Here is a 22839-nt window from a genome sequence, read left to right as displayed (position 1 = left end):
ATTAGTCCTCTCGGGCAAACAGTGCCTCAATAAAATCCTCGGCCTTAAAGGGCCGTAAATCTTCAATGCCTTCGCCGACGCCGATGTAGCGGATCGGGATGCCGAACTGATCGGCCACCGAGAAGATCACGCCGCCTTTCGCCGTGCCGTCCAGCTTGGTCAGGGTAATGCCGGTCAGACCGACCGCTTCGTGGAAGAGTTTCGCCTGGCTGATGGCGTTCTGGCCGGTGCTGGCGTCGAGGGTAAGCATCACCTCGTGCGGCGCCTCTACGTCCAGCTTTTTCATCACGCGGGTGATTTTCTTCAGCTCTTCCATCAGGTGCGATTTGTTCTGCAGACGGCCGGCGGTATCGGCGATCAGCACGTCAACGCCGCGCGCCTTCGCCGCCTGGATGGCGTCGAAAATCACCGAGGCGGAATCCGCGCCGGTATGCTGCGCCACCACCGGGATATGGTTGCGTTCGCCCCACACCTGCAGCTGCTCAACGGCCGCCGCGCGGAAGGTATCGCCCGCCGCCAGCATCACCGATTTGCCCTGCGCCTGATACTGGCGCGCCAGCTTGCCGATGGTGGTGGTTTTGCCGACGCCGTTAACGCCGACCATCAGAATGACGAACGGCGTTTTGCCGCTGACGTCGAGCGGCGCGTCCACTTTCGCCAGAATGCCGGACATTTCCGCCTTCAGCAGGCCGTAGAGCGCTTCCGCGTCGCGCAGCTGCTTGCGGTTCGCCTGCTGCGTCAGATTGGTAATGATGCGGCGCGTCGTCTCGACGCCAACATCGGCGATCAGCAGCTGCTCTTCCAGCTCTTCAAAGAGATCGTCGTCGATTTTCTTGCCGCGAAACAGGCTGATAAAACCAGAGCCGAGGTTCTGGCGAGTTTTCACCAGGCTGCGCTTCAGGCGCGCGAAAAAGCCCTCTTTGGTGGGGCGTTCCTGCTCCTGGCTAACGATAGGCGCGGCGGCGAGCGGCAGATCGCTGACGGTGTCCTGCGGTTCGTCTTCCGCGGCGATGGCTTGCGCGGTGTCGTCCTGCGGCGCTTCCGCCAGCGCCAGCGCGGCCAGCTCCTCGTCGTCCAGCGGCTGCTCCTCTTCCGGCAGCGTCTCGGGGAGGATCTCTTCTTCAACCGGCTGCGGTGCCAGCGTCGGCTCCTCTTCCGGGACGATCTCCTCTAACGGCGCGATAATCTCTGCATCATGCTCCTGCCGGATGATCGCTTCCGCTTCCGGCTCCACGATAGCGGGCGCTTCTGCAACGGGCTGGTCCGCAACAGGCGCTGTTTCGCTGTGCACTTCTTCGACGTGCGCTGCTTCGCTGTGCGCTTCTTCGGCGTACGCTTCTTCGCTGTGCGCTTGCGCTTCGCGCTCGTCCGCAGCGTGCGCTTCACGCTGCGCCTCGGCAACCTGCTCAGTCACCTCGACGGTATGCGCCGCGTCGCTTTCCGCCTGCGCTAGCGCAGCCTCTTCCGGCTGCTGTTCAGGCTGTTGCTTCTCTTCTTCTTTGCCAAATCCCAGCCAGGAAAAAAAGCCACGTTTTTTCTCTTTTGCCATTGTGTGACCACACTCCTTGATGGCTTAATCCCGGTCGCTCGCTGTTCCCAGGGGATAAAAATTAGCTCTGGTTTTACGCGCCAAAACGGCGAAAAACGGCAGAATTATGTATGACTTTAGCAACTCACTAGTCTAACACTTTCCAGCCAGCGCACCACAGCACCCTTTTTTACCGTTTCTTCTCACCCGTTCGCCCGTTAAACTACGCAACAAATTATGACGAGTTGTGAGCAAGATGAGTAAAACTCCCCGTGGCACAGGCGGTGCCGGACAAATTCGCATCATCGGCGGCCGGTGGCGCGGACGCAAACTGCCGGTGCCCGACAGCGCCGGACTGCGTCCCACCACCGATCGCGTGCGTGAAACCCTGTTTAACTGGCTGGCGCCCGTGTTGCCGCAGGCGCGCTGCCTCGACTGTTTCGCCGGCAGCGGCGCGCTCGGGCTGGAGGCACTGTCGCGCCATGCCGCGTCGGTGACGCTACTGGAGCTGGAACGGCCGGTGGCGCAGCAGCTTGAGAAGAATCTTCACACCCTGGGCACGCGCGACGCGCAGGTGATTAACGCCAATACCCTTAACTGGCTGGCCGCTGCCGGCGAGCCCTACGATGTGGTATTCGTCGATCCGCCGTTTCGCAAAGGGCTGCTGGAGCAGACGCTGCAGCAGCTGGAGCAAAACGGCTGGCTGGCGGATGAGGCGATGATTTATGTAGAGAGCGAAGTAGAGCACGGCGCGCCGCCGGTGCCCGCCAGCTGGGCGCTGCATCGCGAGAAGATCGCCGGACAAGTGGCGTACCGTTTATATCACCGACAACAAGAGAGTGCCGATGTTGCTTAATTTAGGTCGCCTGCTGATGCTGTGCGTCTGGGCCTTTTTACTTTTCAACCTGATTGATCCCTACCCGAAACCGCTGCGCTATTTTATCCACGTCGCGCTGTTCTTTATGATCCTGATGCACGGGCTGCAGCTGACGCTGCTGCGCGCCACCCAGCCGAAAGACGCGCCGCCGATCGATCGCTGGACGCAGACCAAAATCTTTCTGTTCGGCGTGTTTGAACTGCTGGCGTGGCAGAAAGCCAATTTTCCGAAGAAGAAGTAAACGCGGCGGGCTGAATAGCCCGCTTTTTACTGCGCCGGCGTAAAGCTGACAAAGCGCGAGCCCTGCATTTTAAGCTCACCCTGCGCGCCGGTATCCATCTGGTTGTAATCACGCTCGCCCACAATCGCTTTGATGTCGCTGGCGCCGTTCAGCGGATGAAACCAGGCCTCATAGCGCATCTCTTCGCCGGCGATCACCTCTCGCTGGCGCGAACGCCGATTCGGCGACGGATATTCCCGTTTGGTTTTCACTTTCACCATTAGCGTGCGCACCGGCGAGGCGTCGTTAACCGCCGTTTCACGCCGCTGTTTGATAAACTGACGGGTCGCCAGCACGGCGATAATCGCCAGCACGATAAAAAAGAGTAGCGGTGGTTTGCTCATGATTTTTCTCGTCTCGTTAAGCGCTAAAAAGCAATGCGCAAGAAGCATACAACCAGAGTTGCCTGATTGTCACATCGCGAAGCCGTAACCTAAACTAGGATCGACTTACTGGGATTCTTCACCATCTGATGGACAGGTTGTCCTTAAGGGAGCAGCAATGCTTTGGTCATTTCTTGCGGTACTTTTCTCCGGTTGGCTCTACGTTGACGCATCCTATCGCGGCCCGCAGTGGCAGCGCTGGCTCTTTAAGCCGGTTACGCTGCTGCTGATGGTGGGCTGGGCCTGGCAGGCGCCGGTACTCAAACCCACCGACTACCTGATTATCGCCGGCCTGGTGGCGACGCTGATCGGCGACGCGCTGCTGCTGCTGCCGCGCCAGCAGATGCTCTATGCGCTGGGCGCCTTTTTCCTCTCTCATCTGCTTTACACCCTCTGCTTCGCCGCCAATATGACGATGACGTTCTACTGGCCGATCCCGCTGACGCTGCTGATTATCGGCGCGGCCACCATCGCGGTGATCTGGAGTCGGCTGGAGACGCTGCGCTGGCCGATCTGCACGCTGATCGGCATGACGCTGGTCATGACCTGGATGGCCGCCGAGCAGTACTTCTTCCGTCCCAGCGACGACAGCTTCACGCTGATCGTCGGCGCGAGCCTGCTGCTGCTGGCAAATATCGTCTGGTTCGTCAGCCACTATCGCCGTCGCTTCCGCGCCGACAGCGCTATCGTCGCCGCCTGCTACTTCGCCGGGCACTTTATGATTGTCCGTTCGCTGTGGCTTATCTGAGGCAAACCGTTCTTGACTCTGGAGTCGACTCCAGAGTGTAGGATGCAGTAGCGGGCGGGATCGCCCGTCCGTTACTGGAGGTTTATATGCACTCACATCATCACGCCTGCGGCTGCGGCCGCGCATGCCATACCCCTTCCGCCACCAAACCGCTCTGCGCCGTGCCTGCCGCTTCGTCCTCAGGCCTCACTATTCGCGCCGCCTCGCCCGTTCAGCCTGACTGCGGCGGCGGATGCTGCGCGGCTAACAGCAGCCCCGACAGCGGTGGCGGCGATGACGACGAAGGCGACAGGCGCGGCGCCTGGCGCTTTAGCTGGCGCGTCAGCGGCATGGACTGCCCCAGCTGCGCCCGCACCGTGGAAACCGCCGTCAGCCAGCTGCCCGAGGTGTTACGCACCCGCGTCGTCTTCGCCAGCGAAAAACTGCAGGTCGGCGCCAGCGCCGACGTCGCCGCCGCGGTTGAACAGGCGGTCGCGCGCGCCGGTTTTTCCCTGATCAGCGACGCCGCGCCAGCCGCCCCGCCCTCTCGCTGGCGCGAAAACCGCACGCTGCTGCTGCTCGCTTTTTTGATGCTGGTCAGCGTGATCCTGAGCCAGTTTATGCCGCGCTGGGGCGACGGCCTGTTTATCGCCACCACGCTGATCGGCCTGTGGCCGGTGGCGCGCAGCGCATGGCGACGCGCGCGCAGCGGATCACCTTTCACCATTGAAATGTTAATGAGCGTCGCCGCCGCGGGCGCGCTGCTGATCGGTGCCCATGCCGAAGCGGCAATGGTGCTGCTGCTGTTCCTGCTGGGCGAGCGGCTGGAGGCCTTCGCCGCCGCCCGCGCACGCAGCGGCGTGACGCAGCTGATGGCGCTGCGTCCGGAAAGTGCCACGCGGATAGCGGGCGACAAACGGGAAAGCGTGGCGCTGGCGGCCTTGCGGCCCGGCGACCTCATCGAAGTCGCCGCGGGCGGACGCCTGCCGGTGGATGGCCGCCTGCTGAATGACGAAGCGAGCTTCGACGAAAGCGCGCTGACCGGCGAGTCGCTGCCGGTCACGCGTGAAAAAGGCGAGGCGCTGCTGGCGGGTGCCGCCAGCGTCGATCGCCTGGTGCGCATTGAGGTGACCTCAAAGCCAGGCGAAAGCGCCATCGACCGTATTCTGACCCTGATTGAAGAGGCGGACAGCCACCGCGCGCCGGTAGAGCGCTTTATCGATCGCTTCAGCCGTCTCTATACGCCGCTGATTATGCTACTGGCGGCGCTGGTGATGGTGGCGCCGCCGCTGCTCGGTTTTGGCGGCTGGCTGTCGTGGATCTATAAAGGGCTGACGCTGCTGCTGATCGGCTGCCCCTGCGCGCTGGTGATCGCTACGCCCGCCGCCATTACCTCTGGTCTCGCCGCTGCCGCGCGTCAGGGCGCGCTGATTAAAGGCGGCGCGGCGCTGGAGCGCCTTAGCCAGGTGCGCGCCGTCGCCTTCGACAAAACTGGCACCCTGACCCAGGGCAAGCCGCAGGTCACCGCCGTGCTCTGTTTCGCCACCGCGTCGCAGGAGGAGCTGCTGGCGCTGGCGGCGGCGGTGGAACAGGGTTCGACCCATCCGCTGGCGACGGCGATCGTCGCGGCCGCCAGCGCACGTCAGCTGCCGCTGCCCGCCGCCACGCATCAGCTGACGCTGGCGGGCAGCGGCATCGCCGCGCGGATCGCGGGCGCACAGGTGGAACTGCTGTCGCCTGGACGCGCCGCCGCGCTGAATGCCGCGCAGCGCGCGCAGATTGCGCAGCAGGAAGAGCAGGGGCAAACGCTGGTGGCGATCCTGCGCGACGGCGAACCGATCGGGGCGCTGGCGCTGCGCGACAACCTGCGCGCCGACGCGCGTGACGCGCTGGCGGCGCTGAAGAAAATGGGCATTGAGAGCCTGATGCTCACCGGCGACAACCCGCGTGCGGCGGCCGCGATCGCCCGCGAACTCGATATCGAGTTTCGCGCCGGGCTGCTGCCTGCGGATAAGGTCGAAGCGGTGCGCGCGCTGGGCCAGCAGCGCCCGCTGGCGATGGTCGGCGACGGCATTAACGACGCGCCCGCGATGAAGGCGGCCACCATCGGCATCGCGATGGGCAGCGGCAGCGATATCGCGCTGGAGAGCGCCGACGCCGCGCTGACGCGCGACGCGTTGCCGTTGCTGCCGTCGCTGGTGGCGCTGGCGCGGCGCACGCGCGCCACGCTGCGGCAGAATATCGCCATCGCGCTCGGACTGAAGGCGCTGTTTCTGGTGACGACGCTGCTGGGCCTGACCGGCCTGTGGCTGGCGGTGGTCGCCGACTCTGGCGCCACCGCGCTGGTGACCGCTAACGCGCTGCGTCTGCTGCGCGCGCGGCGCACGTAAGGCGCGCGACGATCAGGCGCCGAGGCCTTTCTGGATCAGATAGTGATAAGGCAGGGTCTCGGTCTGCTGCGCCAGCAGGCGGTGTTCCATAAAGCGGCAGAAGCCGGGGATATCGCGCGTGGTGGCCGGATCGTCGGCGATAATCAGCAGCGTTTCCCCGTCCTGCATGGTGCGGACCGTTTTACGCACCATCATGACCGGCTCCGGGCAGCGCAGGCCCTGCGCATCCAGCTGATGGTCGGCATGGGAGAAGTTGTCGCTCATAAATCACTCGGTTCTAAACAGGGGGGCGCTCATTTTAGCGCGCCGTCCCGCAGACGCAAGACGAGAACGATTGCGTTAAAATTAACCATTGCGTAAATAGCACAACGCGGTAAGATGCCGCGGTTTTTACATACGGTACCGTCGCGCAGGCTCGGTTTGCGCGGCAATGGGTTCCCTCACCCCAATATGAAAAAGGTCCATTATGATCGCATTTTCTTCGCGTCAGCGCCTGCACGCGCTGGTCTGGCTGTCGCTGTTTCACCTGCTGGTGATTATCTCCAGTAACTATCTGGTGCAGCTGCCGGTCTCCGTGTTTGGCTTCAACACCACCTGGGGCGCGTTCAGCTTCCCGTTTATCTTTCTGGCGACCGATCTGACGGTGCGTATTTTTGGCGCTCCGCTGGCGCGTCGCATTATCCTCGCGGTGATGATCCCGGCGCTGTTTGTCTCCTATCTGGTCTCCAGCCTGTTTTATCAGGGCCAGTGGCAGGGCCTGGCGGCGCTGCAAAACGTTAACCTGTTCGTCGCGCGCATCGCCTGCGCCAGCTTTATGGCCTATGCGCTTGGACAGATCCTCGACGTTCACGTCTTTAACCGCCTGCGCCAGCTGCCACAGTGGTGGATCGCGCCCGGCTGCGCCATGTTCCTCGGCAATATCAGCGATACGCTCGCCTTCTTTTTTATCGCCTTTTATAAAAGCACCGATCCCTTTATGGCCACGCACTGGGTCGAGATCGCGCTGGTGGATTACAGCTTCAAGGTGCTGATCTGCCTGGTGTTCTTCCTGCCCGCCTACGGCGTGCTGCTCAATGCGATGCTGAAACGTCTGGCAGAGCGCTCGCAGAGGCCGCAGGTCAATTTCGGCTAACCGGAGATAGAGCATTTCGCCATCACCCGCTAAGATCTGCTGACAATCAGGCGGTTGATTTTGCCGCCTGATTCGAGTTGTATGAACGCCTTACTGGAATCAAATAAAGGGATTCAGATGCGAAACTTAGTGAAATATGCGGGTATTGGTTTGCTGGTGCTGGGCCTGGCGGCCTGCGATCAGAAGAAAGATGAGGCGACCGGCAGCAATGGCACCACCGCCAGCCAGTCGGCGCAGAACGTGACCCTGATGGACGGCAAGCTGAGCTTCTCGCTGCCGGCCGGCATGTCAGACAAGAGCGGCAAGCTGGGCAACCAGACCACCAATATGCACGTCTACGCCGATGAAACCGGCGCGCGCGCCGTGATCGTCATCGCCGGCGACGCCACCAGCGAAGGGCTGGATGTGCTGGCGCAGCGTCTGGAACAGCAGCAGCGCAACCGCGATCCGCAGCTGCAGGTGGTCTCTGACAAAGCGATTACCCTGAAAGATCAGCCGGCGCAGCGTCTGGACAGCGTGGTTTCCGCCAATAACCAGACCTCCTGGTCTTCGGTGATCCTGGCGAAGGTCGACGGCAAACTGCTGACGCTGCAGATTACGCTGCCGGGCGACAACCAGCAGCAGGCGCAGAGCGACGCGGACAGCATCGTTCAGAGCATTACGCTGAAATAAGGCGGTTTTAACAGACGGCTGAGAAGTTTAAGCGTGGGCGGCATGGCGCGAAGAGCAAAGCGTCCCGCGCCAGGGACAAAAATGTTGGGAACGTTTTTGAACAACGCAGCGCGTTGGCCCGTTTACGGGCGCATCTCAGGGAAGAGGTGCGTATCCGCGCGGGCCGAGCGAGCAGGGAAGCCTTGAGCGACTTTGCGATCGCGCCATGCCGCCCGCGCTAGCACCATGCCCCAAAAAAAACGGCGGGATATTCCCGCCGTTTTTTTATCTTTAACCGCGCGCGTCGCGCCAGTAGCCGATCAGCCGCAGATAGTTGCCCTTCACCTTCTCCACCAGCGCCGCATCATCCAGCTCGCCCTGCAGCCACTGACGCGACGGCTGGCCGAAAATAGTGCGTCCGACCGCAAAGCCTTTCACCCAGGGCGCCTGCGCCGCCGCGGCGAAACCCGCTTTCAGCTTCTCTTCCGGCGCGTCGAGCCCCAGCAGCAGAATGCCGCGACAGTGAGGATCCTGCTGCTCGATCAGGCTGCCGATCGCCTGCCAGCTCTCCGCCGACAGCGGCGGCAGCTTCCACCAGTCGGGCTGAATGCCCAGCTGATAGAAATGGCTCAGCATAGTCAGATAGTGGGCTTCGTCGCGATCGGGATTGCTCTCCGGCAGGATCACTTCCAGCAGCAGCTCGTGGCCGCTTTTGTTGCAGCCGCGCCAGACGTCCAGCACCAGCTCATCCTGCTCTTTGCGCATCTCGGCGCTGTCGTGCGGATGGTAAAACACCAAGCATTTCACGACGTGCTCGGCCGGCCAGTCAACCAGCTGCGAGCCGATATTGCCGTGCTCCAGACGCAGCGGACGCGAGCCGGGCAGCTCAATCGGCCGCCCAATCCACCACCCTTTGCCGGTGATGGCGTTGAGCGCTTTCTGTCCATAGGTGGTGTCGGCCAGAATACCGCTTTTGCTCTCCAGCCCGGCGTCGCGCGCCGCCTCTTCCGCCGCTTTCAGCAGCAGCACCTTCAGCGCCGGGATGTTGCTGTCGTCCACGCCCGCCTCGCGCGCCATGTCAGCCAGCTGCTTGCGATGGTCGAAGGCGAAAACATTTAGCTCCGGCCACGGCTGCTTGCGCGTGGTGACGCGATGCAGGTGATTAAGTCGCGCGTCGAGATCGGGACGCTTCACGTCATTATCGCGGCTGAGGAAATCATCCAGCTCCGCTTTGGTCGGCATCGCCGGCGCGCAGCCGTGACGCGACACCACCAGCGCGCCGCAGGCGTTGGCGTAGCGGCACGCCTGGGTCCAGCCTTCGTCGTTAAGCCAGCCGCGCAGCAGGCCGGACATAAAGGCGTCGCCCGCGCCGAGCACGTTCAACACCTCGACGCGCACGCCGCTGTGCAGCTGCGTCTGATCCCAGGAGTCAGGGATCTCACCTTCAAACACCACGCAGCCGAGCGGGCCGCGCTTGCATACCAGCGTCGCCTGCGTCGCCTGGCGCACGTTCTTCAGCGCTGCGAGCGTATCGGTGCTGCCGCCCGCGATATGAAACTCTTCCTCCGTGCCGACAATCAGGTCGAAGTAGTGCATCACCTCCTGCAGCTGGCGCGTTACCTGATCCGACTCGATAAAGCGCGTTTCGCCGTCGCCGAGTGAGGTCAGGCCCCATAGCACCGGGCGATAGTCGATATCCAGCGCGGTGCGCAGGCCGTTGCGCCTGGCGATATCCAGCGCTTTCAGCACCGCGGCTCGCGTCTGCGGATGCGACAGATGAGTGCCGGTCACGGCCACCGCGCGTGACGAGGTAATAAAGGCCTCGTCAATATCCTCCGGCACCAGCCCCATATCCGCGCAGTTCTCGCGGTAGAAGATCAGCGGAAAGGTCTCTTCATCCTTAATGCCCAGCATCACCAGCCCCGTCAGGCGCTGCTTATCGGTAATCAGTCCGTCGGTATTGCACCCTACGCGATTCAGCTCTTCGCGCAGAAAGCGACCGTTATGCTCATCGCCCACGCGCGCCAGCATCGCCGACTTCAGCCCCTGAATAGCGGTGCCGTAAGCGACGTTGCCGGAAGAGCCGCCGAGATATTTGGCAAAGGTGCTCATATCCTCCAGCCGCGCACCAATTTGCTGACCATAAAGGTCGACGGCGATGCGCCCAATACAAATCACATCAAGCCGCTTCTGTTGTGTAGTCATACCTGTGATTTCCTTCTGTGATAAGCGGACACGGCGGATAGAGCCGTTATCCCGGCGTGCGTCTGGGTTATTTCGCTTGCCAGACTGGCGATGTGGGGAGTATGAGGAATAAAAATTCCAAATACAATATGAAATGAAACATCCATCGCGATTTTGTGAACCAGGTAAAACTCTGCGCCGCCTCGACATTATGTCCGCTTAATCTCGCCCGTTTCGCCGTCAATCAGGGATGCCAGGCCGATCGCCGCCGCGCGTCGCCATTAACGGGAAGCCGCTGACGTGAAATGAAATTTTCCAGTTTTGCCCCGCTTCTCGTCTGCTGTTTCACTTCGCGCGGGCGAAGGCCCCCGCTAACACCCGTTTCACGGCTAAATTTGATCTCACTCGCAAAATGAAATGTTTCTTCTGTAATCGTATTTTATGAAAAATATATTTGTTTATAATCGCTTCACGTTTCAGTTACCTGCGGTCGCCTTGCGCGATACGCCACGTCGCTAACCTGCTATCAGGTTGCAGCATGTAAAGGAAAAGCCTATGACCACCATCAGAATGACCACCGCGCAGGCGCTGGTTAAGTTCCTTGATAATCAGTACCTTGACGTTGACGGCGTGGAAACGAAGTTTGTAAAAGGCCTCTTCGCCATCTTCGGTCACGGCAACGTGCTGGGGCTGGGGCAGGCGCTGGAGCAGGATAGCGGCGATCTGATTGTTTATCAGGGCCGCAATGAACAGGGCATGGCGCACGCCGCGATGGGCTTCGCCAAACAGTCGCTGCGTCGTCAGATCATTGCCTGCAGCTCGTCGGTCGGGCCGGGCGCCGCCAATATGATCACCGCCGCGGCCACCGCCACCGCCAACCGCATTCCTTTACTGCTGCTGCCGGGCGACGTCTTCGCGACGCGTCAGCCCGATCCGGTGCTGCAGCAGATTGAGCAGAGCCACGATCTCAGCATCAGCACCAACGACGCCTTTCGCGCCGTCAGCAAATACTGGGATCGCGTCAGCCGTCCCGAACAGCTGATGACCGCCTGCATCAACGCCATGCGCGTGCTGACCGATCCCGCCGAAACCGGCGCGGTGACGATTGCGCTGCCGCAGGACGTGCAGGGCGAGGCCTGGGACTTCCCGGACTACTTCTTTCAGAAACGCGTGCACCGCCTCGATCGCCGCCTGCCGACCGCCGCGCAGCTTCACGACGCGCTGGCGCTGATCGGCCGCAAGCGCAAGCCGATGATCGTGCTGGGCGGCGGCGTGAAATATTCCGAGGCGGGCGAAGCGCTGCGCCAGTTCGCCGAGCGCTACCAGATCCCCTTCGCCGAAACCCAGGCGGGCAAAGGCACCATCGTCTCCGATCATCCGCTTAACGTCGGCGGCGTGGGCGAGACCGGCTGTCTGGCCGCCAACCTGCTGGCGAAAGAGGCGGATCTGGTGATTGGCATCGGCACGCGCTACACCGACTTCACCACCGCGTCGAAATGGATTTTCCAGCATCCTGACGTCAGCTTCCTTAACGTCAACGTCAGCAATTTCGACAGCTACAAGCTCGACGGCGTGCAGCTGCTGGCCGACGCGCGTGAAGCGCTCGTTGCTCTCGATGCAGGGCTGGCGGACCAACGCTACAGCAACGACTGGGGCAGCCAGATTGAGCAGGCGCAGAGCAAGCTGCTGAAAGAGACGCAGCGCGTCTATCAGGTGGAATACAGCGGCGACGGTTTTATTCCGGAAATCGCCGACCATATCGACCGCGACGCGGTGTTCGCCGAATTCAATCGTCTGACGCAGTCGGTGCTCACCCAGAGCCGCGTGCTTGGCACGCTAAACGAACAGCTCCCAAAGGATGCGGTGATTGTGGCGGCGGCGGGCAGCCTGCCGGGCGATCTGCAGCGCGTCTGGCGCACCCGCGACTACAACGCGTACCATGTTGAGTACGGCTACTCCTGCATGGGCTACGAGGTGAACGCCGCGCTGGGCGCGAAGCTGGCGCAGCCGCATCGCGAGGTCTACGCGCTGCTGGGCGACGGCTCATTTATGATGCTGCACTCCGAGCTGGTCACCTCGATTCAGGAGCGCGCCAAGATCAACGTGGTGCTGTTCGACAATATGACCAACGGCTGCATCAACAACCTGCAGATGGAGCACGGCATGGACAGTTTCAGCACCGAGTTCCGCTTCCGCAACCCGGAAGGCGGCAAGCTCGACGGCGGCTTCGTGCCGGTGGATTTCGCCGCCATCGCGGCGGGATACGGCTGCAAAACCTGGCGCGTGACAACGCTGGAGCAGCTGCAGACTGCGCTGGAAGAGGCGCGCCAGTCGCCAGTCTCTACGCTTATCGACATCAAAGTGCTGCCGAAAACCATGGTGCACAAATATTTCAGCTGGTGGCACGTCGGCGTCGCGCAGGCTTCAGAGTCAGAACGCACCCAGGCGGTTGCGGAGAAGCTGAACGCCCATCTCGACCAGGCGCGCAAATACTGATTTCCGGCCGGGTGAGCCCGGCCCTTTCTTCCTCGATACGAACCCTACAGGTGTAATTATGACTTTGAAACTTGGCGTTATCGGTGCCGGCGCGATCGGCCAGGAACATATTCGTCGCTGCAACAATGTCCTGCAGGGGGCAAAAGTGGTGGCGGTGTCAGATATCAACGTGGATGGCGCGCGCGCCGCGCTGCAGCGTCTCAATATCGAGGCGGAGGTCTACGCCGACGGCTATCAGGTGATCCAGTCGCCGGAGGTGGACGCGATTCTGGTGACCTCCTGGGATCCGACCCATGAAGAGTTTACGCTGGCGGCCATCGCCGCGGGCAAGCCGGTGTTCTGCGAAAAGCCGCTGGCGATGAGCGCGGAAGGCTGCCGTCGCGTGGTGGACGCCGAGGTTAAACACGGCAAGCGTCTGGTGCAGGTCGGCTTTATGCGTCCTTACGACGCGGGCTATCGCGCGCTGAAGAAAGTGATTACCGAGGGCGGCATCGGCGAGCCGCTGATGCTGCACTGCGCGCACCGCAACCCCAGCGTGCCGGAGAGCTACACTACCGATATGGCGATCACCAACACGCTGATCCATGAGCTGGACGTGCTGCGCTGGCTGACCAACGACGACTATAAAAGCGTGCAGGTGGTTTTCCCGCGCGTCACCTCGAAATCGCACGCGCGCCTGAAAGATCCGCAAATCGTGCTGTTCGAAACGCAGAAAGGAGTACGCATTGACGTCGAGATTTTCGTTAACTGCGCCTACGGCTACGACATCCAGTGCGAAGTGGTCGGTGAAACCGGCATCGCTAAGCTGCCGGAACCTGCCTCGGTGCAGCTGCGCCGCGACGCCAAACTCTCCACCACCATTCTGACCGACTGGAAAGATCGTTTTATCGAGGCGTATGACGTTGAGCTGCAGGCCTTTATCAACGACGTGAAGGCGGGTGAACTCACCGGCCCGTCCGCCTGGGACGGCTTCGCCGCCTCGGTGGCCGCCGACGCCTGCCTGAAAGCGCAGCAGAGCGGCGCTATCGAGCCGGTTGAAATGCCGCCGCGCCCCGCCTTTTACGACAAGCACTAAGCCTTTCCCTTTCCTTGCGGGCGGCCGCCGCCGCCCCGATCCCTCGGGACGACACAGATGAACAAAGAGAATGTAAAACTGGCCATCGCGCCAATTGGCTGGACCAACGACGACATGCCGGAGCTGGGCAAAGAGAACACCTTTCAGCAGACGGTGAGCGAGATGGCGCTGGCGGGCTTTACCGGCAGCGAAGTCGGCAGCAAATACCCGCGCGATCCGGCGATCCTCAAGCCGATGCTCGATATTCGCGGCATTGAGATCTGCAACGCCTGGTTCAGCACCTTCTTCGCCAACGGCGAGAAGGCGAAAACCATCGACGAGTTCGTCAACCATATGAATTTTCTGCATGCGATGGGCGCGCGCGTCATCGGCTGCTCTGAGCAGAGTAAAAGCATTCAGGGCACGACGCTGCCGGTGCTGGAGCAAAAGCCGATCTTCAGCGACGAAGAGTGGCGGCTGACGGCCGAAGGCTATAACGAGCTGGCGGAGATCGCCGCCGCCAAAGGGATGCGCGTCACGCTGCATCATCATATGGGCACCGGCGTTCAGACCGTAGAAGAGATCGACCGCTTTATGGCGCTGACCAATGACAACGTCGGCCTGCTCTATGACACCGGCCATATCTACTACTCCGAAGGCTCGCAGCAGGCGATGCTCGACGTGCTGCAGAAATACCTGCCGCGCATTTTCCACGTTCATCTGAAAGATGTGCGCGACGAGATTGTCGCAGAGGTGCGTCATAATCATCTGTGCTTCCTCGACGGCGTGAAAAAAGGCACCTTCACCGTGCCGGGCGACGGCGTCATCGATTTTAGGCCGGTGTTTAAGATTCTGGATGACTACGGCTATAAAGGCTGGATGGTGGTGGAAGCGGAACAAGATCCGGCGCTGGCCAACCCGTTCGAATATGCGGTGAAGGCACGTAAATACATTCGCGAACACGCCGGGCTGTAAAGGCGCCTGCGGCGCAATCCTGTTTATCCTGCCTGAGCGCAGGATAAGCAGATCCACTTTATCTTCTACTTTTCTCCGCTGTTTCGCCCCCATTCCCTGCATTATGTGAGGCAATTCATAAACCGATGAAATAAACCCCGCTGTGAGCGCAAACAAATGAAATTTTCCATCCATCTGGTACTATAGCGCTCATTATCCAGCCATATTTCTTTTTTAACGGGCCGAAGTAATGACCAATAACCCTACCCAACTCTCCCTGTTACAGGATGATATTCGTCGCCGCTACGAAACGCTGAGCAAGCGCCTGAAGCAGGTGGCTCGTTATATTCTTGATAACAGTAACAGCATCGCCTTCGACACCGTGGCCTCTATCGCCGCGCAGGCGGATGTGCCACCCTCAACCCTCATTCGCTTCGCTAACGCCTTCGGCTTTAGCGGTTTCAACGAAATGAAACAGGTTTTCCGTCAGCACCTGATGGAAGAGACGGTTAACTACACCGAGCGCGCGCGTCTGTTTCGCCAGACCGCCACCGACGATGCCGCCACCTCGCCGGAAAGCCCGATGGAGATCCTCAACGTCTTCACCATGGTCAACAGCCAGGCGCTGCAGCAGCTGGCGATGCAGGTCAATCCCGACCAGCTGAATAAAGCCGTGCAGCTGCTGAACGACGCCGAAAACATCTATGTTATCGGCCTGCGCCGCTCATTTAGCGTCGCCTCCTATCTGGTTTACGCGCTGCGCCACCTGGAGCGCCGCGCGTTCCTGATCGACGGGCTGGGTGGCATGTTTACCGAGCAGCTCAGCCTGGTGAACCCGAAGGATGTAGTGATCGCCATCAGCTACTCGCCCTACGCGCGCGAAGCGGTGGAGCTGGTGGAGATGGGAGCGAAGCGCGGCGCGCATCAGATCGCTATTACCGACAGCCAGGTGAGCCCGCTGGCCGCCTTCAGCGACGTCTGCTTTGTGGTGCGTGAAGCACAGGTGGATGGATTCCGCTCGCAGGTCGCCTCGCTCTGTCTGGCGCAGACGCTGGCGGTGTCGCTAGCGTTGAATAACGCCAGCGCTTAAACCCAGCCTGTCGTTGTGAAAAGGGCAACCCAGAGGTTGCCCTTTTTTATTGCTGAATTCGGTCTCGCCTAGCCGCGCGGATAGTTATCGCTGTTGACCCAGGCGTGATCTTTCTCCCAGGTGAATTTCCACAGCCTCACCGGGCCAGCCATGACGTTCAGGTAGTAGTTGTTGTAACCGGCAAGGGTGGCCACTGGATGGTAGCCGCGCGGCACGGTCACCACGTCGCGGTTGTAGGGCGCCATACATTCGTCGAGCGAGCGGTCGTCGGTGTAGACGCGCTGCATGGCGAAGCCCTGCTCCGGATCGAAACGGTGATAGTAGGTCTCTTCCAGATAGGTTTCGTTTTCGCTGTTTTCCTGGTCGTGCTTATGGCTCGGGTAGGAGCTGGTGTCGCCCTCGTTGGTGTAGACCTCGACCACCAGCAGGCTGTCGGCCGGTTTATCGTCCGGCAGAATGTTATGCACCAGTCGCTGGTTGCGCCCTTTGCCGCGATGCTCGACGCCGACGTCCGCGGGTGCGATCAGGCGCGCCGGCAGATTACCCTGGCCTGGCGCGTTGCACACCGCCAGCTCCAGATCGCTGTCGGCGACGATCTCAACTTCGTCATCGTGCGGCACATAGACGGAGTAAGGCGGCACGCGCTCAAACGGCGACATGCGCTTGCCGATGCCGGGAAATTCCGCGTGGCGCGTTTTCACCGAGGCCAGCCCCGCGACCAGCACCAGGCATAGCTCTTTATCGCCGCTGCTCAGCCGCAACGTGTCACCCTTTTTCAGCAGATAGGCGTCAAAGCCGACATAGCGCCAGCCCGCGCTTTCCGGCGTAACGTGCTGGATACGGCCGCTGGCGTCCGGCTGCTGCGCTTTTGCAAGAAAAGACATCCCCACTCTCCTTTTAGCCTGAAAATAAAAGGCTACAGGCGCGTCGCCGCTGGCCTGTAGCTGTTATCACTCGCGCGCGCCCTTAGCTCAGGGTCGGCATGCTGAATTCTGATACCGTCTGCTGGCCGCTCGGCCAGCGCGCCGTGGCGGTTTTCATGCGGGTATAGAAGCGAACGCCGTCCGGGCCGTGCACGTTGAGCGCGCCGAACACCGAGCGCTTCCAGCCGCCGAAGCTGTGGAACGCCATCGGCACCGGCACCGGCACGTTGACGCCGACCATGCCCGCTTCCACATCCTGCACGAACTCGCGCGCAGTATTGCCGTTGCTGGTGAAAATGGCGCTGCCGTTGCCGAACTCATGGCTGTTCACCAGCTGGAGCGCGCTGGCGTAGTCCGGGGCGCGCATAATGCTCAGCACCGGTCCGAAGATCTCTTCACGCCAGATGGTCATCTCCGGCGTCACGTTGTCGAACAGCGTGCCGCCGACGTAGTAACCTTCCGCATGGCCCGGCACCTGGAAGTTGCGGCCGTCGACCACCAGCTTCGCGCCCTCCTGCTCGCCCTTGTCGATATAGCCCAGCACCTTTTTCTGGTGCGCGGCGGAGACCACCGGGCCCATCTCATTCTCTTCCGCGCCTTTATTGATACCAGGGCCAACGCGCAGCGCGTTGATTAACGGTGTCAGACGGGCAATCAGCTTGTCGGCGGTGTCGTCGCCGACCGCCACCACCACCGGCAGCGCCATGCAGCGCTCGCCAGCGGAACCGAAGGCGCCGCCCATAATGGCGTTGACCGTGGCGTCGAGATCGGCGTCCGGCATCACGATGGCGTGGTTTTTCGCCGCGCCAAACGCCTGCACCCGTTTGCCGTGGGCGCTGGCGGTTTTGTAAATATGCTCGGCGACGCCGGAAGAGCCGACGAAGCTCACCGCGGCGATGCGCGGATCTTTATAGAGCTGCTCGGCGTCTTCGTTAGAGGAGTGCACCACGTTAAACACGCCGTCCGGCAGGCCCGCCTCTTTCAGCAGCTCCGCCATACGCACCGCCGCCGAAGGATCGAGCGCGGGCGGCTTCAGCACGAAGGTGTTGCCGCAGGCGAGCGCGATAGGGAACATCCACAGCGGCACCATCGCCGGAAAGTTAAACGGCGTAATGCCCGCCACTACGCCGACCGGCTGCATCAGCGAGTAGCTGTCGACGCCGGTGCCGACGTTGGCCGAGTATTCGCCTTTGATCAGGTGCGGAATGCCGCAGGCGAACTCCACCACTTCCAGCCCGCGCGTCAGCTCGCCCTGCGCGTCCGACCACACCTTGCCGTGCTCAGACACAATCAGCTCGGCCAGCTCGTCGCGATGCTGCTCCATCAGCGTCTTGAAGTTAAACAGGACGCGGGCGCGGCGCAGCGGTGAAGTTTTCGACCAGGCAGGAAATGCCTCATGCGCCACCTTGATCGCTTCCGCTACTTCCGCGCCGGTGCTCTGCGTCAGCTCGCGCACCACTTTGCCGGTTGCCGGGTCATAAACAGGGATGGTTTCGTTACTGGCGCTGTGAGTGATCTGACCGCCAATGAAGTTTCCTGTGATGTTCATTTTATAGCCTCTTAAGATGTGTGAGTTCCCTGCAGAACCTAAGCGTGACGCCACGCCGTCTGACCAGGCAAAACCAAAAGCGTGCTATGAAGCTATTACAGTGAAATAAATTTTTCAAATAAAAGTTTTTGAAAAATTCCCTTTTAGCGGCGTGGATCGCATTTTTCTCGCTCAGGCGAAAAACCGCGCGCTGACTGGCGGCAGCACCCCTCTTTCACAGCCTTTTGCAGCTGCTTTCTCGCCACAGAAACGCGCTGAGCGAGGCGCTGTCGGTGTGAAAAATGAAATTATTGAGAGGCAGATCTCAACCTTTAAATTCCACATTTCACTATTTATGAAATAAATGTTTTCTTTAGCTCCAGCTTACTCTCTCTTCCTCTTGCACGTTACAGGAGCCGCAGCATGGCCATCGATCCAACCCGCTTTTGTATTAACCGTAAAATCGCGCCGACGCTCTCTTTAGAGGCGTTTTTCCAGCTAGTTCACCGGCTGGGCCTGCGCAAAGTCGAGCTGCGCAACGACATGCCGAGCGGCAAGGTGTGCGATGATCTGACCTATGAAGAGACGCGCGCCCTGATGGCGAAATATGAGATCGAGGTGGTCACCATCAACGCGCTCTATCCGTTTAATCGCGTAGACGAAGCGCTGCTGGCGAAAACCGACGCCCTGCTGCAGGACGCGCAGGCCATCGGCGCGCAGGCGCTGGTGATGTGTCCGCTAAACGAAGGGGTCGATATCGCGCCGGAAAAAACGCTGGCGGCGCTCGCCGCGCTGGCGCCGCGCTTTGCGCAGCATGGCGTGCAGGGGCTGGTGGAGCCGCTAGGCTTCCCGGTCAGCTCGCTGCGTTCAGCGGTGCAGGCGCAGCAGCTAATCCGCGACGCGCAGGCGCCCTTTAAGCTGGTAATCGACACCTTCCATCATCATCTGTATGAAAATGCTGAGCAGGAGTTTCCGGCGGAGATTGACGTTGAGATGATTGGCCTGGTGCATCTTTCCGGCGTGGAAGACCGGCGCGCCACCGCCGAACTCACCGATGAAGAGCGCATTATGCTGAGCGACCGGGACGTGCTAAACAGCGTGGCGCAGGTGAAGCGGCTGGAGATGCTCGGCTACAAAGGCGTCTACGCCTTCGAGCCTTTCTCTTCGGAGCTGAACAGCTGGACGCCGGCGGAGATTGAGCGCCAGATCCGCCACAGTATCGACCTGCTGCAGGCCTGACATCTGCGCGGCGGGCCATTTGCTCGCCGCGTCGCCCTACCCTTATCTGTGTCTTGCGACACGTTTTTTGGCCTCGGTCGGAGGCCGCTTTTTTAGCTCTCTTTCGCTTCTGCCGACGCCTCTGGCCAGCGCCGCGCCAGCCGCAGCGTGCAGAACAGTCCCAGACAGACCAGCAGCGCCGTCAGCAGATAGACCAGCGGTACGCCGGCGAAGCTCATGATAAACCCCGCAACCGGGCCGGTGATCCCCAGCGCGAGATCCATGAAGGCAGTATAGGTCGCCAGCGCGCTGCCCTGATTCGCCTGCGGCACCGCTTTTACCGCCACCACGCCCAGCGCCGGGAAAACCAGCGAGAAGCCCGCGCCAGTCAACAGCGCGCCGGTTTTCGCCATCCAGGGTTCGAACGCACCCGCCACCAGAAACAAACCGATCGCCTCTACCGCCAGACAGGCGCTGGCGACGCGCAGCCCGCCAAAGCGGTTAATGGCGTTGGGAAACAGCAGGCGGGTGCCGACAAAGGCGGCGCTGAACAGCGTCAGCGCGAAGGCGGCGCCGTCCCAGCCTTTCGCCTGATAAAACAGGGTAATAAAGGTGGCAATCACGCCGAACCCGGCCGAGCCCATCGCCAGGATCAGGCCAAAGCCGTAGATCTTGCCGAGCACGTCGCGAAACGGCAGCGGCCGCGCGCGGCTGCCCTTAACCGCCGGACGCGGCAGCGCCAGCGCCATCGCCAGCGCGCAGATGGCGATAATCACCAGCGAGAGCAGCAGCAGGCCGCCCTGGCGGTAGACGATCACCCCGAGTGGCGCGCCCAGTGCCATCGCGCCGTAGGTGCAGATGCCGTTCCACGAGATGACGCGGCCGATATGCAGCGATCCGACGCGCGCCACGCCCCACAGCGAGGTGCCGGTGCCGGTAAAACTCTGGCCGATGCCGAGAATAACGCGCCCGACGCAGAGCAACGCCAGGCTGGTGAGCGGCGAGGCCGCCAGCCAGGCCGCCAGCAGATAGCAGAGCCCGCTCAACAGCACGCCCGCCAGCCCGAGCACCACCACGCGCTTCGGCCCCCAGATATCGGCGTAGCGTCCGGCGTGCGGTCGGCTCAGCAGCGTTGCCAGATACTGCAGGCTGATCACCACGCCCGCCCAGAAGGCGCTGTAGCCCAGCTGGTCATGCACCATCCCGGGCAGCACCGCCAGCTGCAGGCCGATGGTGAGGTAGCTGGCGAAGTTGTAGATCACGATAGAGATAATCAGAAGCGTTAATCCGACGCCCTTAGGAACAGGTGGCGCTGCGGGTTGATCTGCCATGACAAATTGCGCTCGTGGTTGACTGAGTTTTTATATGCAGGAAGCTTCACTATACGCTTTTTCACTGCGGGCGCATCTGTCGGAGCGGCCGGGGTTAACTTTTCTGAATATCGTTACGCTTTTACAGGCATATCAGACGTTTAATTCCCCATCAGCTACACTACTCTCTGCGGTCTGGCTTTTCTGGAGAGGGAATGAGCGAACTACAGCAGGAAAAAATAGGACAGAGCATTCTGATAAAGCTGGCGATGCTGGTGATTATTCTCGCCGGCATCCGCGCCGCGTCCGATATTATGGTGCCCTTCTTACTGGCGGCCTTTTTTGCCATCGTGCTTAACCCGATCGTCACCTTTCTGATGCGGCGCGGCTGGCGGCGCGGGCTGGCGATTACCGTGGTGATTACGGTGATATTTATCGTGATTTTGCTGCTAGTGGCGGTGTTGGCCAGTTCGGTAAGCGAATTCTCCGATCTCTACCCGCAGCTGCGCGCCACAATGGAACGCAAGATGGCCGTGGTGCAGCACCTGGCGTCGGGCATCGGCATTCACGTTTCCACGACGACACTGGTGCAGCGCTTCGATCCCAATATGCTGATGTCGTTTGCCACCGTGGCGCTGACGCAGTTCTCCGGCATGATGAGCAATTTCGTGCTGCTGATCCTGACGGTGGTGTTTATGCTGTTTGAAGTGCACCACCTGCCCTACAAAATGCGCAACGCCCTGACCAACCCGCAGATCCGCATCGCCGGGCTGCACCGGGCGCTGAAAGGCGTGACGCACTATCTGGCGTTGAAGACCCTGATTAGCCTGATTACCGGCGTGGCGGTCTGGGGCTCGCTGTTTCTGCTCGACATTAAGTTCGCGCTGCTGTGGGGCGTGGTGGCGTTTATGCTCAACTACATTCCCAATATCGGCCCAATTATCGCCGGCATTCCGCCGGTGCTGCAGGCGCTGCTGCTTAACACTCCCTATGACGCGATGCTGGTGGCGGCGCTGTTTATCGCCATTCATATGGTGTTTGGCAATATGCTGGAGCCGCGCGTGATGGGGCGCGGCTTAGGGCTGTCGACGCTGGTGGTGTTTCTGTCGCTGATCTTCTGGGGCTGGCTGCTGGGGCCGGTGGGCATGCTGCTCTCGGTGCCGCTGACCAGCATCACCAAAATCCTGATGGAAACCACACCGGGCGGCAGCCGCCTGGCGATTATGCTCGGCGCAGGCCGGCCCAGACGCCAGAAAATCTAGCCCAGCAGCCGCTGCTGCACCTGCGTCAGATGGGCCTCCATCACGGCGCGCGCGGCGGCGGCGTCTCCTGCGCAGATGGCGGCGGCAATCTGCTGATGGTCGCGGTTCATCTCGCCGGTAAAGGTGTTATCGGCGAAGTGGCGCTCCAGCCGCCGGAAGTGGGCGCTGTCGCGCTTGTTCCACAGATACTCCATCATGTCGCGCAGCACCTCGTTGCCGCTCATCTCGCTGATCAGCAGGTGAAAGCGTTTATCCTGATCGAGAAAGGCCGCGTCGTTGGCGTCGTAGCGCAGCAGCCGGTCGGTCAGCGCGCGCAGCTGGTCGCGCTGCGCCGGCGTGCCGTGCTGCGCGGCGCGCTCTGCCAGCATGCCTTCAAACGCCAGACGCGCCTGCAACAGATCCTCCAGCCCAAAATCCGCCTCCGCCTCCGCCACGGGCGCGGCGCTCTGCGGCAGCGGCTGCATCACAAAGACGCCGTTGCCGGTGCGGATATCGACCCAGCCGGTCATCTCCAGCGCGATCAGCGCCTCGCGCACCGAGGAGCGGCTGACGCCCAGCAGCTTCGCCAGCTCGCGCTCCGGCGGCAGCGCCGCGCCTGGGGCGAACTCGCCGCGTTGAATACTTTCCCTAATCGCGTTGGCGATCTGGCGATAAAGACGTTCCGTTTTCAGCACGGGCAGCGCCATATGTTTTCTCCTGTCAGCAGCGGTGCAGCGTAGCACAGGCCGTGTCGCCTTTCCGATCCGCGTAATTCGCTATGCTGCGATCGCGATCACGGCCTTTCGCGTCAGGCTAGCATACTCTTGGCCCAGCGGCCTGACCACTGGGCCAAATTCTGCGGCTAAGGAGTAA

General features: G+C 61.3%; 20 protein-coding genes. 12 read left to right on the top strand and 8 right to left on the bottom strand.

All coding sequences use genetic code 11. The features are described from left to right. Window position 1: 1 nt before the first annotated feature. Window positions 2-1549 carry a signal recognition particle-docking protein FtsY gene (gene ftsY, locus MC269_RS01025; protein WP_239953450.1) on the bottom strand — a complete coding sequence of 516 codons (1548 nt, stop codon included), beginning with the start codon at window positions 1547-1549 and terminating at the stop codon, window positions 2-4. 235 nt (window positions 1550-1784) lie between these two features. Here ftsY and rsmD point away from each other — a divergent pair, with 235 nt between their 5' ends. Further along, entirely contained in the window at window positions 1785-2384 is a 600-nt protein-coding gene (rsmD, locus tag MC269_RS01020) for a 16S rRNA (guanine(966)-N(2))-methyltransferase (protein ID WP_239953448.1), read from the top strand. Next, on the top strand, window positions 2374-2646 hold the full coding sequence (locus MC269_RS01015) for a DUF1145 family protein (protein ID WP_239953446.1): 273 nt from the start codon (window positions 2374-2376) through the stop codon (window positions 2644-2646). Before rsmD ends, MC269_RS01015 begins: the two co-directional genes overlap by 11 nt. Window positions 2647-2672: 26 nt before the next feature. Here MC269_RS01015 and MC269_RS01010 read toward each other — a convergent pair whose 3' ends face one another. Continuing rightward, on the bottom strand, window positions 2673-3029 hold the full coding sequence (locus tag MC269_RS01010; protein WP_081136477.1) for a DUF2500 domain-containing protein: 357 nt from the start codon (window positions 3027-3029) through the stop codon (window positions 2673-2675). 157 nt (window positions 3030-3186) lie between these two features. Between MC269_RS01010 and MC269_RS01005 the strand changes: the two genes are divergently transcribed. Together MC269_RS01005 and MC269_RS01000 are read left to right on the top strand one after the other, a co-directional pair. Continuing rightward, window positions 3187-3816: a lysoplasmalogenase gene (locus MC269_RS01005; RefSeq protein WP_239953444.1), complete on the top strand. Its 630-nt coding sequence runs from the start codon at window positions 3187-3189 to the stop codon at window positions 3814-3816. 86 nt (window positions 3817-3902) lie between these two features. Further along, window positions 3903-6185 (top strand): zinc/cadmium/mercury/lead-transporting ATPase, encoded by a 2283-nt coding sequence (locus tag MC269_RS01000; protein WP_239953441.1) that lies wholly within the window; start codon window positions 3903-3905, stop codon window positions 6183-6185. Window positions 6186-6197: 12 nt separating this feature from the next. On the opposite strand, the gene tusA is transcribed toward MC269_RS01000, so the two are convergent. Then, entirely contained in the window at window positions 6198-6449 is a 252-nt protein-coding gene (gene tusA / locus MC269_RS00995) for a sulfurtransferase TusA (protein ID WP_081136471.1), read from the bottom strand. 202 nt (window positions 6450-6651) lie between these two features. On the opposite strand from tusA, the gene MC269_RS00990 reads away from it, so the two are divergent. Next, a complete protein-coding gene (locus tag MC269_RS00990) occupies window positions 6652-7317 on the top strand; it encodes a 7-cyano-7-deazaguanine/7-aminomethyl-7-deazaguanine transporter (protein ID WP_081136469.1) in 666 nt (221 codons plus the stop codon). A 117-nt stretch (window positions 7318-7434) separates the two neighbouring features. After that, window positions 7435-7989, top strand: a complete 555-nt coding sequence (locus MC269_RS00985) for a DcrB family lipoprotein (RefSeq protein ID WP_081136658.1) — start codon at window positions 7435-7437, stop codon at window positions 7987-7989. 270 nt (window positions 7990-8259) lie between these two features. On the opposite strand, the gene iolC is transcribed toward MC269_RS00985, so the two are convergent. Next, window positions 8260-10173, bottom strand: coding sequence for a 5-dehydro-2-deoxygluconokinase (gene iolC / locus MC269_RS00980; protein ID WP_081136467.1), 1914 nt, complete (start codon window positions 10171-10173; stop codon window positions 8260-8262). 534 nt (window positions 10174-10707) lie between these two features. Between iolC and iolD the strand changes: the two genes are divergently transcribed. From iolD to MC269_RS00960, 4 genes are all read left to right on the top strand, one after another. Further along, entirely contained in the window at window positions 10708-12648 is a 1941-nt protein-coding gene (gene iolD, locus MC269_RS00975; RefSeq protein ID WP_239953440.1) for a 3D-(3,5/4)-trihydroxycyclohexane-1,2-dione acylhydrolase (decyclizing), read from the top strand. A 58-nt stretch (window positions 12649-12706) separates the two neighbouring features. Then, window positions 12707-13723 (top strand): Gfo/Idh/MocA family oxidoreductase, encoded by a 1017-nt coding sequence (locus MC269_RS00970; RefSeq protein WP_081136463.1) that lies wholly within the window; start codon window positions 12707-12709, stop codon window positions 13721-13723. 57 nt (window positions 13724-13780) lie between these two features. Then, complete coding sequence (gene iolE / locus MC269_RS00965; protein WP_239953438.1) at window positions 13781-14677, top strand: myo-inosose-2 dehydratase; 897 nt, start codon at window positions 13781-13783, stop codon at window positions 14675-14677. Between the two features lie 229 nt (window positions 14678-14906). Next, window positions 14907-15746 (top strand): MurR/RpiR family transcriptional regulator, encoded by an 840-nt coding sequence (locus MC269_RS00960; RefSeq protein ID WP_081136459.1) that lies wholly within the window; start codon window positions 14907-14909, stop codon window positions 15744-15746. A 68-nt stretch (window positions 15747-15814) separates the two neighbouring features. On the opposite strand, the gene iolB is transcribed toward MC269_RS00960, so the two are convergent. After that, window positions 15815-16630 (bottom strand): 5-deoxy-glucuronate isomerase, encoded by an 816-nt coding sequence (gene iolB, locus MC269_RS00955; RefSeq protein ID WP_239953436.1) that lies wholly within the window; start codon window positions 16628-16630, stop codon window positions 15815-15817. An 82-nt stretch (window positions 16631-16712) separates the two neighbouring features. After that, window positions 16713-18218 carry a CoA-acylating methylmalonate-semialdehyde dehydrogenase gene (locus MC269_RS00950; protein ID WP_239953435.1) on the bottom strand — a complete coding sequence of 502 codons (1506 nt, stop codon included), beginning with the start codon at window positions 18216-18218 and terminating at the stop codon, window positions 16713-16715. A 402-nt stretch (window positions 18219-18620) separates the two neighbouring features. Between MC269_RS00950 and MC269_RS00945 the strand changes: the two genes are divergently transcribed. Then, complete coding sequence (locus tag MC269_RS00945; RefSeq protein WP_239953433.1) at window positions 18621-19436, top strand: TIM barrel protein; 816 nt, start codon at window positions 18621-18623, stop codon at window positions 19434-19436. 92 nt (window positions 19437-19528) lie between these two features. Here MC269_RS00945 and MC269_RS00940 read toward each other — a convergent pair whose 3' ends face one another. Further along, window positions 19529-20746 carry an MFS transporter gene (locus tag MC269_RS00940; RefSeq protein ID WP_239953431.1) on the bottom strand — a complete coding sequence of 406 codons (1218 nt, stop codon included), beginning with the start codon at window positions 20744-20746 and terminating at the stop codon, window positions 19529-19531. Between the two features lie 194 nt (window positions 20747-20940). Between MC269_RS00940 and MC269_RS00935 the strand changes: the two genes are divergently transcribed. After that, a complete protein-coding gene (locus MC269_RS00935; protein ID WP_081136437.1) occupies window positions 20941-21987 on the top strand; it encodes an AI-2E family transporter in 1047 nt (348 codons plus the stop codon). On the opposite strand, the gene MC269_RS00930 is transcribed toward MC269_RS00935, so the two are convergent. Beyond that, a complete protein-coding gene (locus MC269_RS00930) occupies window positions 21984-22673 on the bottom strand; it encodes a FadR/GntR family transcriptional regulator (RefSeq protein WP_239953429.1) in 690 nt (229 codons plus the stop codon). The two genes, MC269_RS00935 and MC269_RS00930, sit on opposite strands and share 4 nt — an antisense overlap. Between the last annotated feature and the right edge of the window lie 166 nt (window positions 22674-22839).

This window comes from Pantoea sp. Z09, assembly GCF_022394795.1.
Lineage (GTDB): Bacteria > Pseudomonadota > Gammaproteobacteria > Enterobacterales > Enterobacteriaceae > Pantoea > Pantoea latae.
Note: the sequence above shows the minus strand (reverse complement) of the source record. Positions and strands in the feature narration are given on the sequence as shown.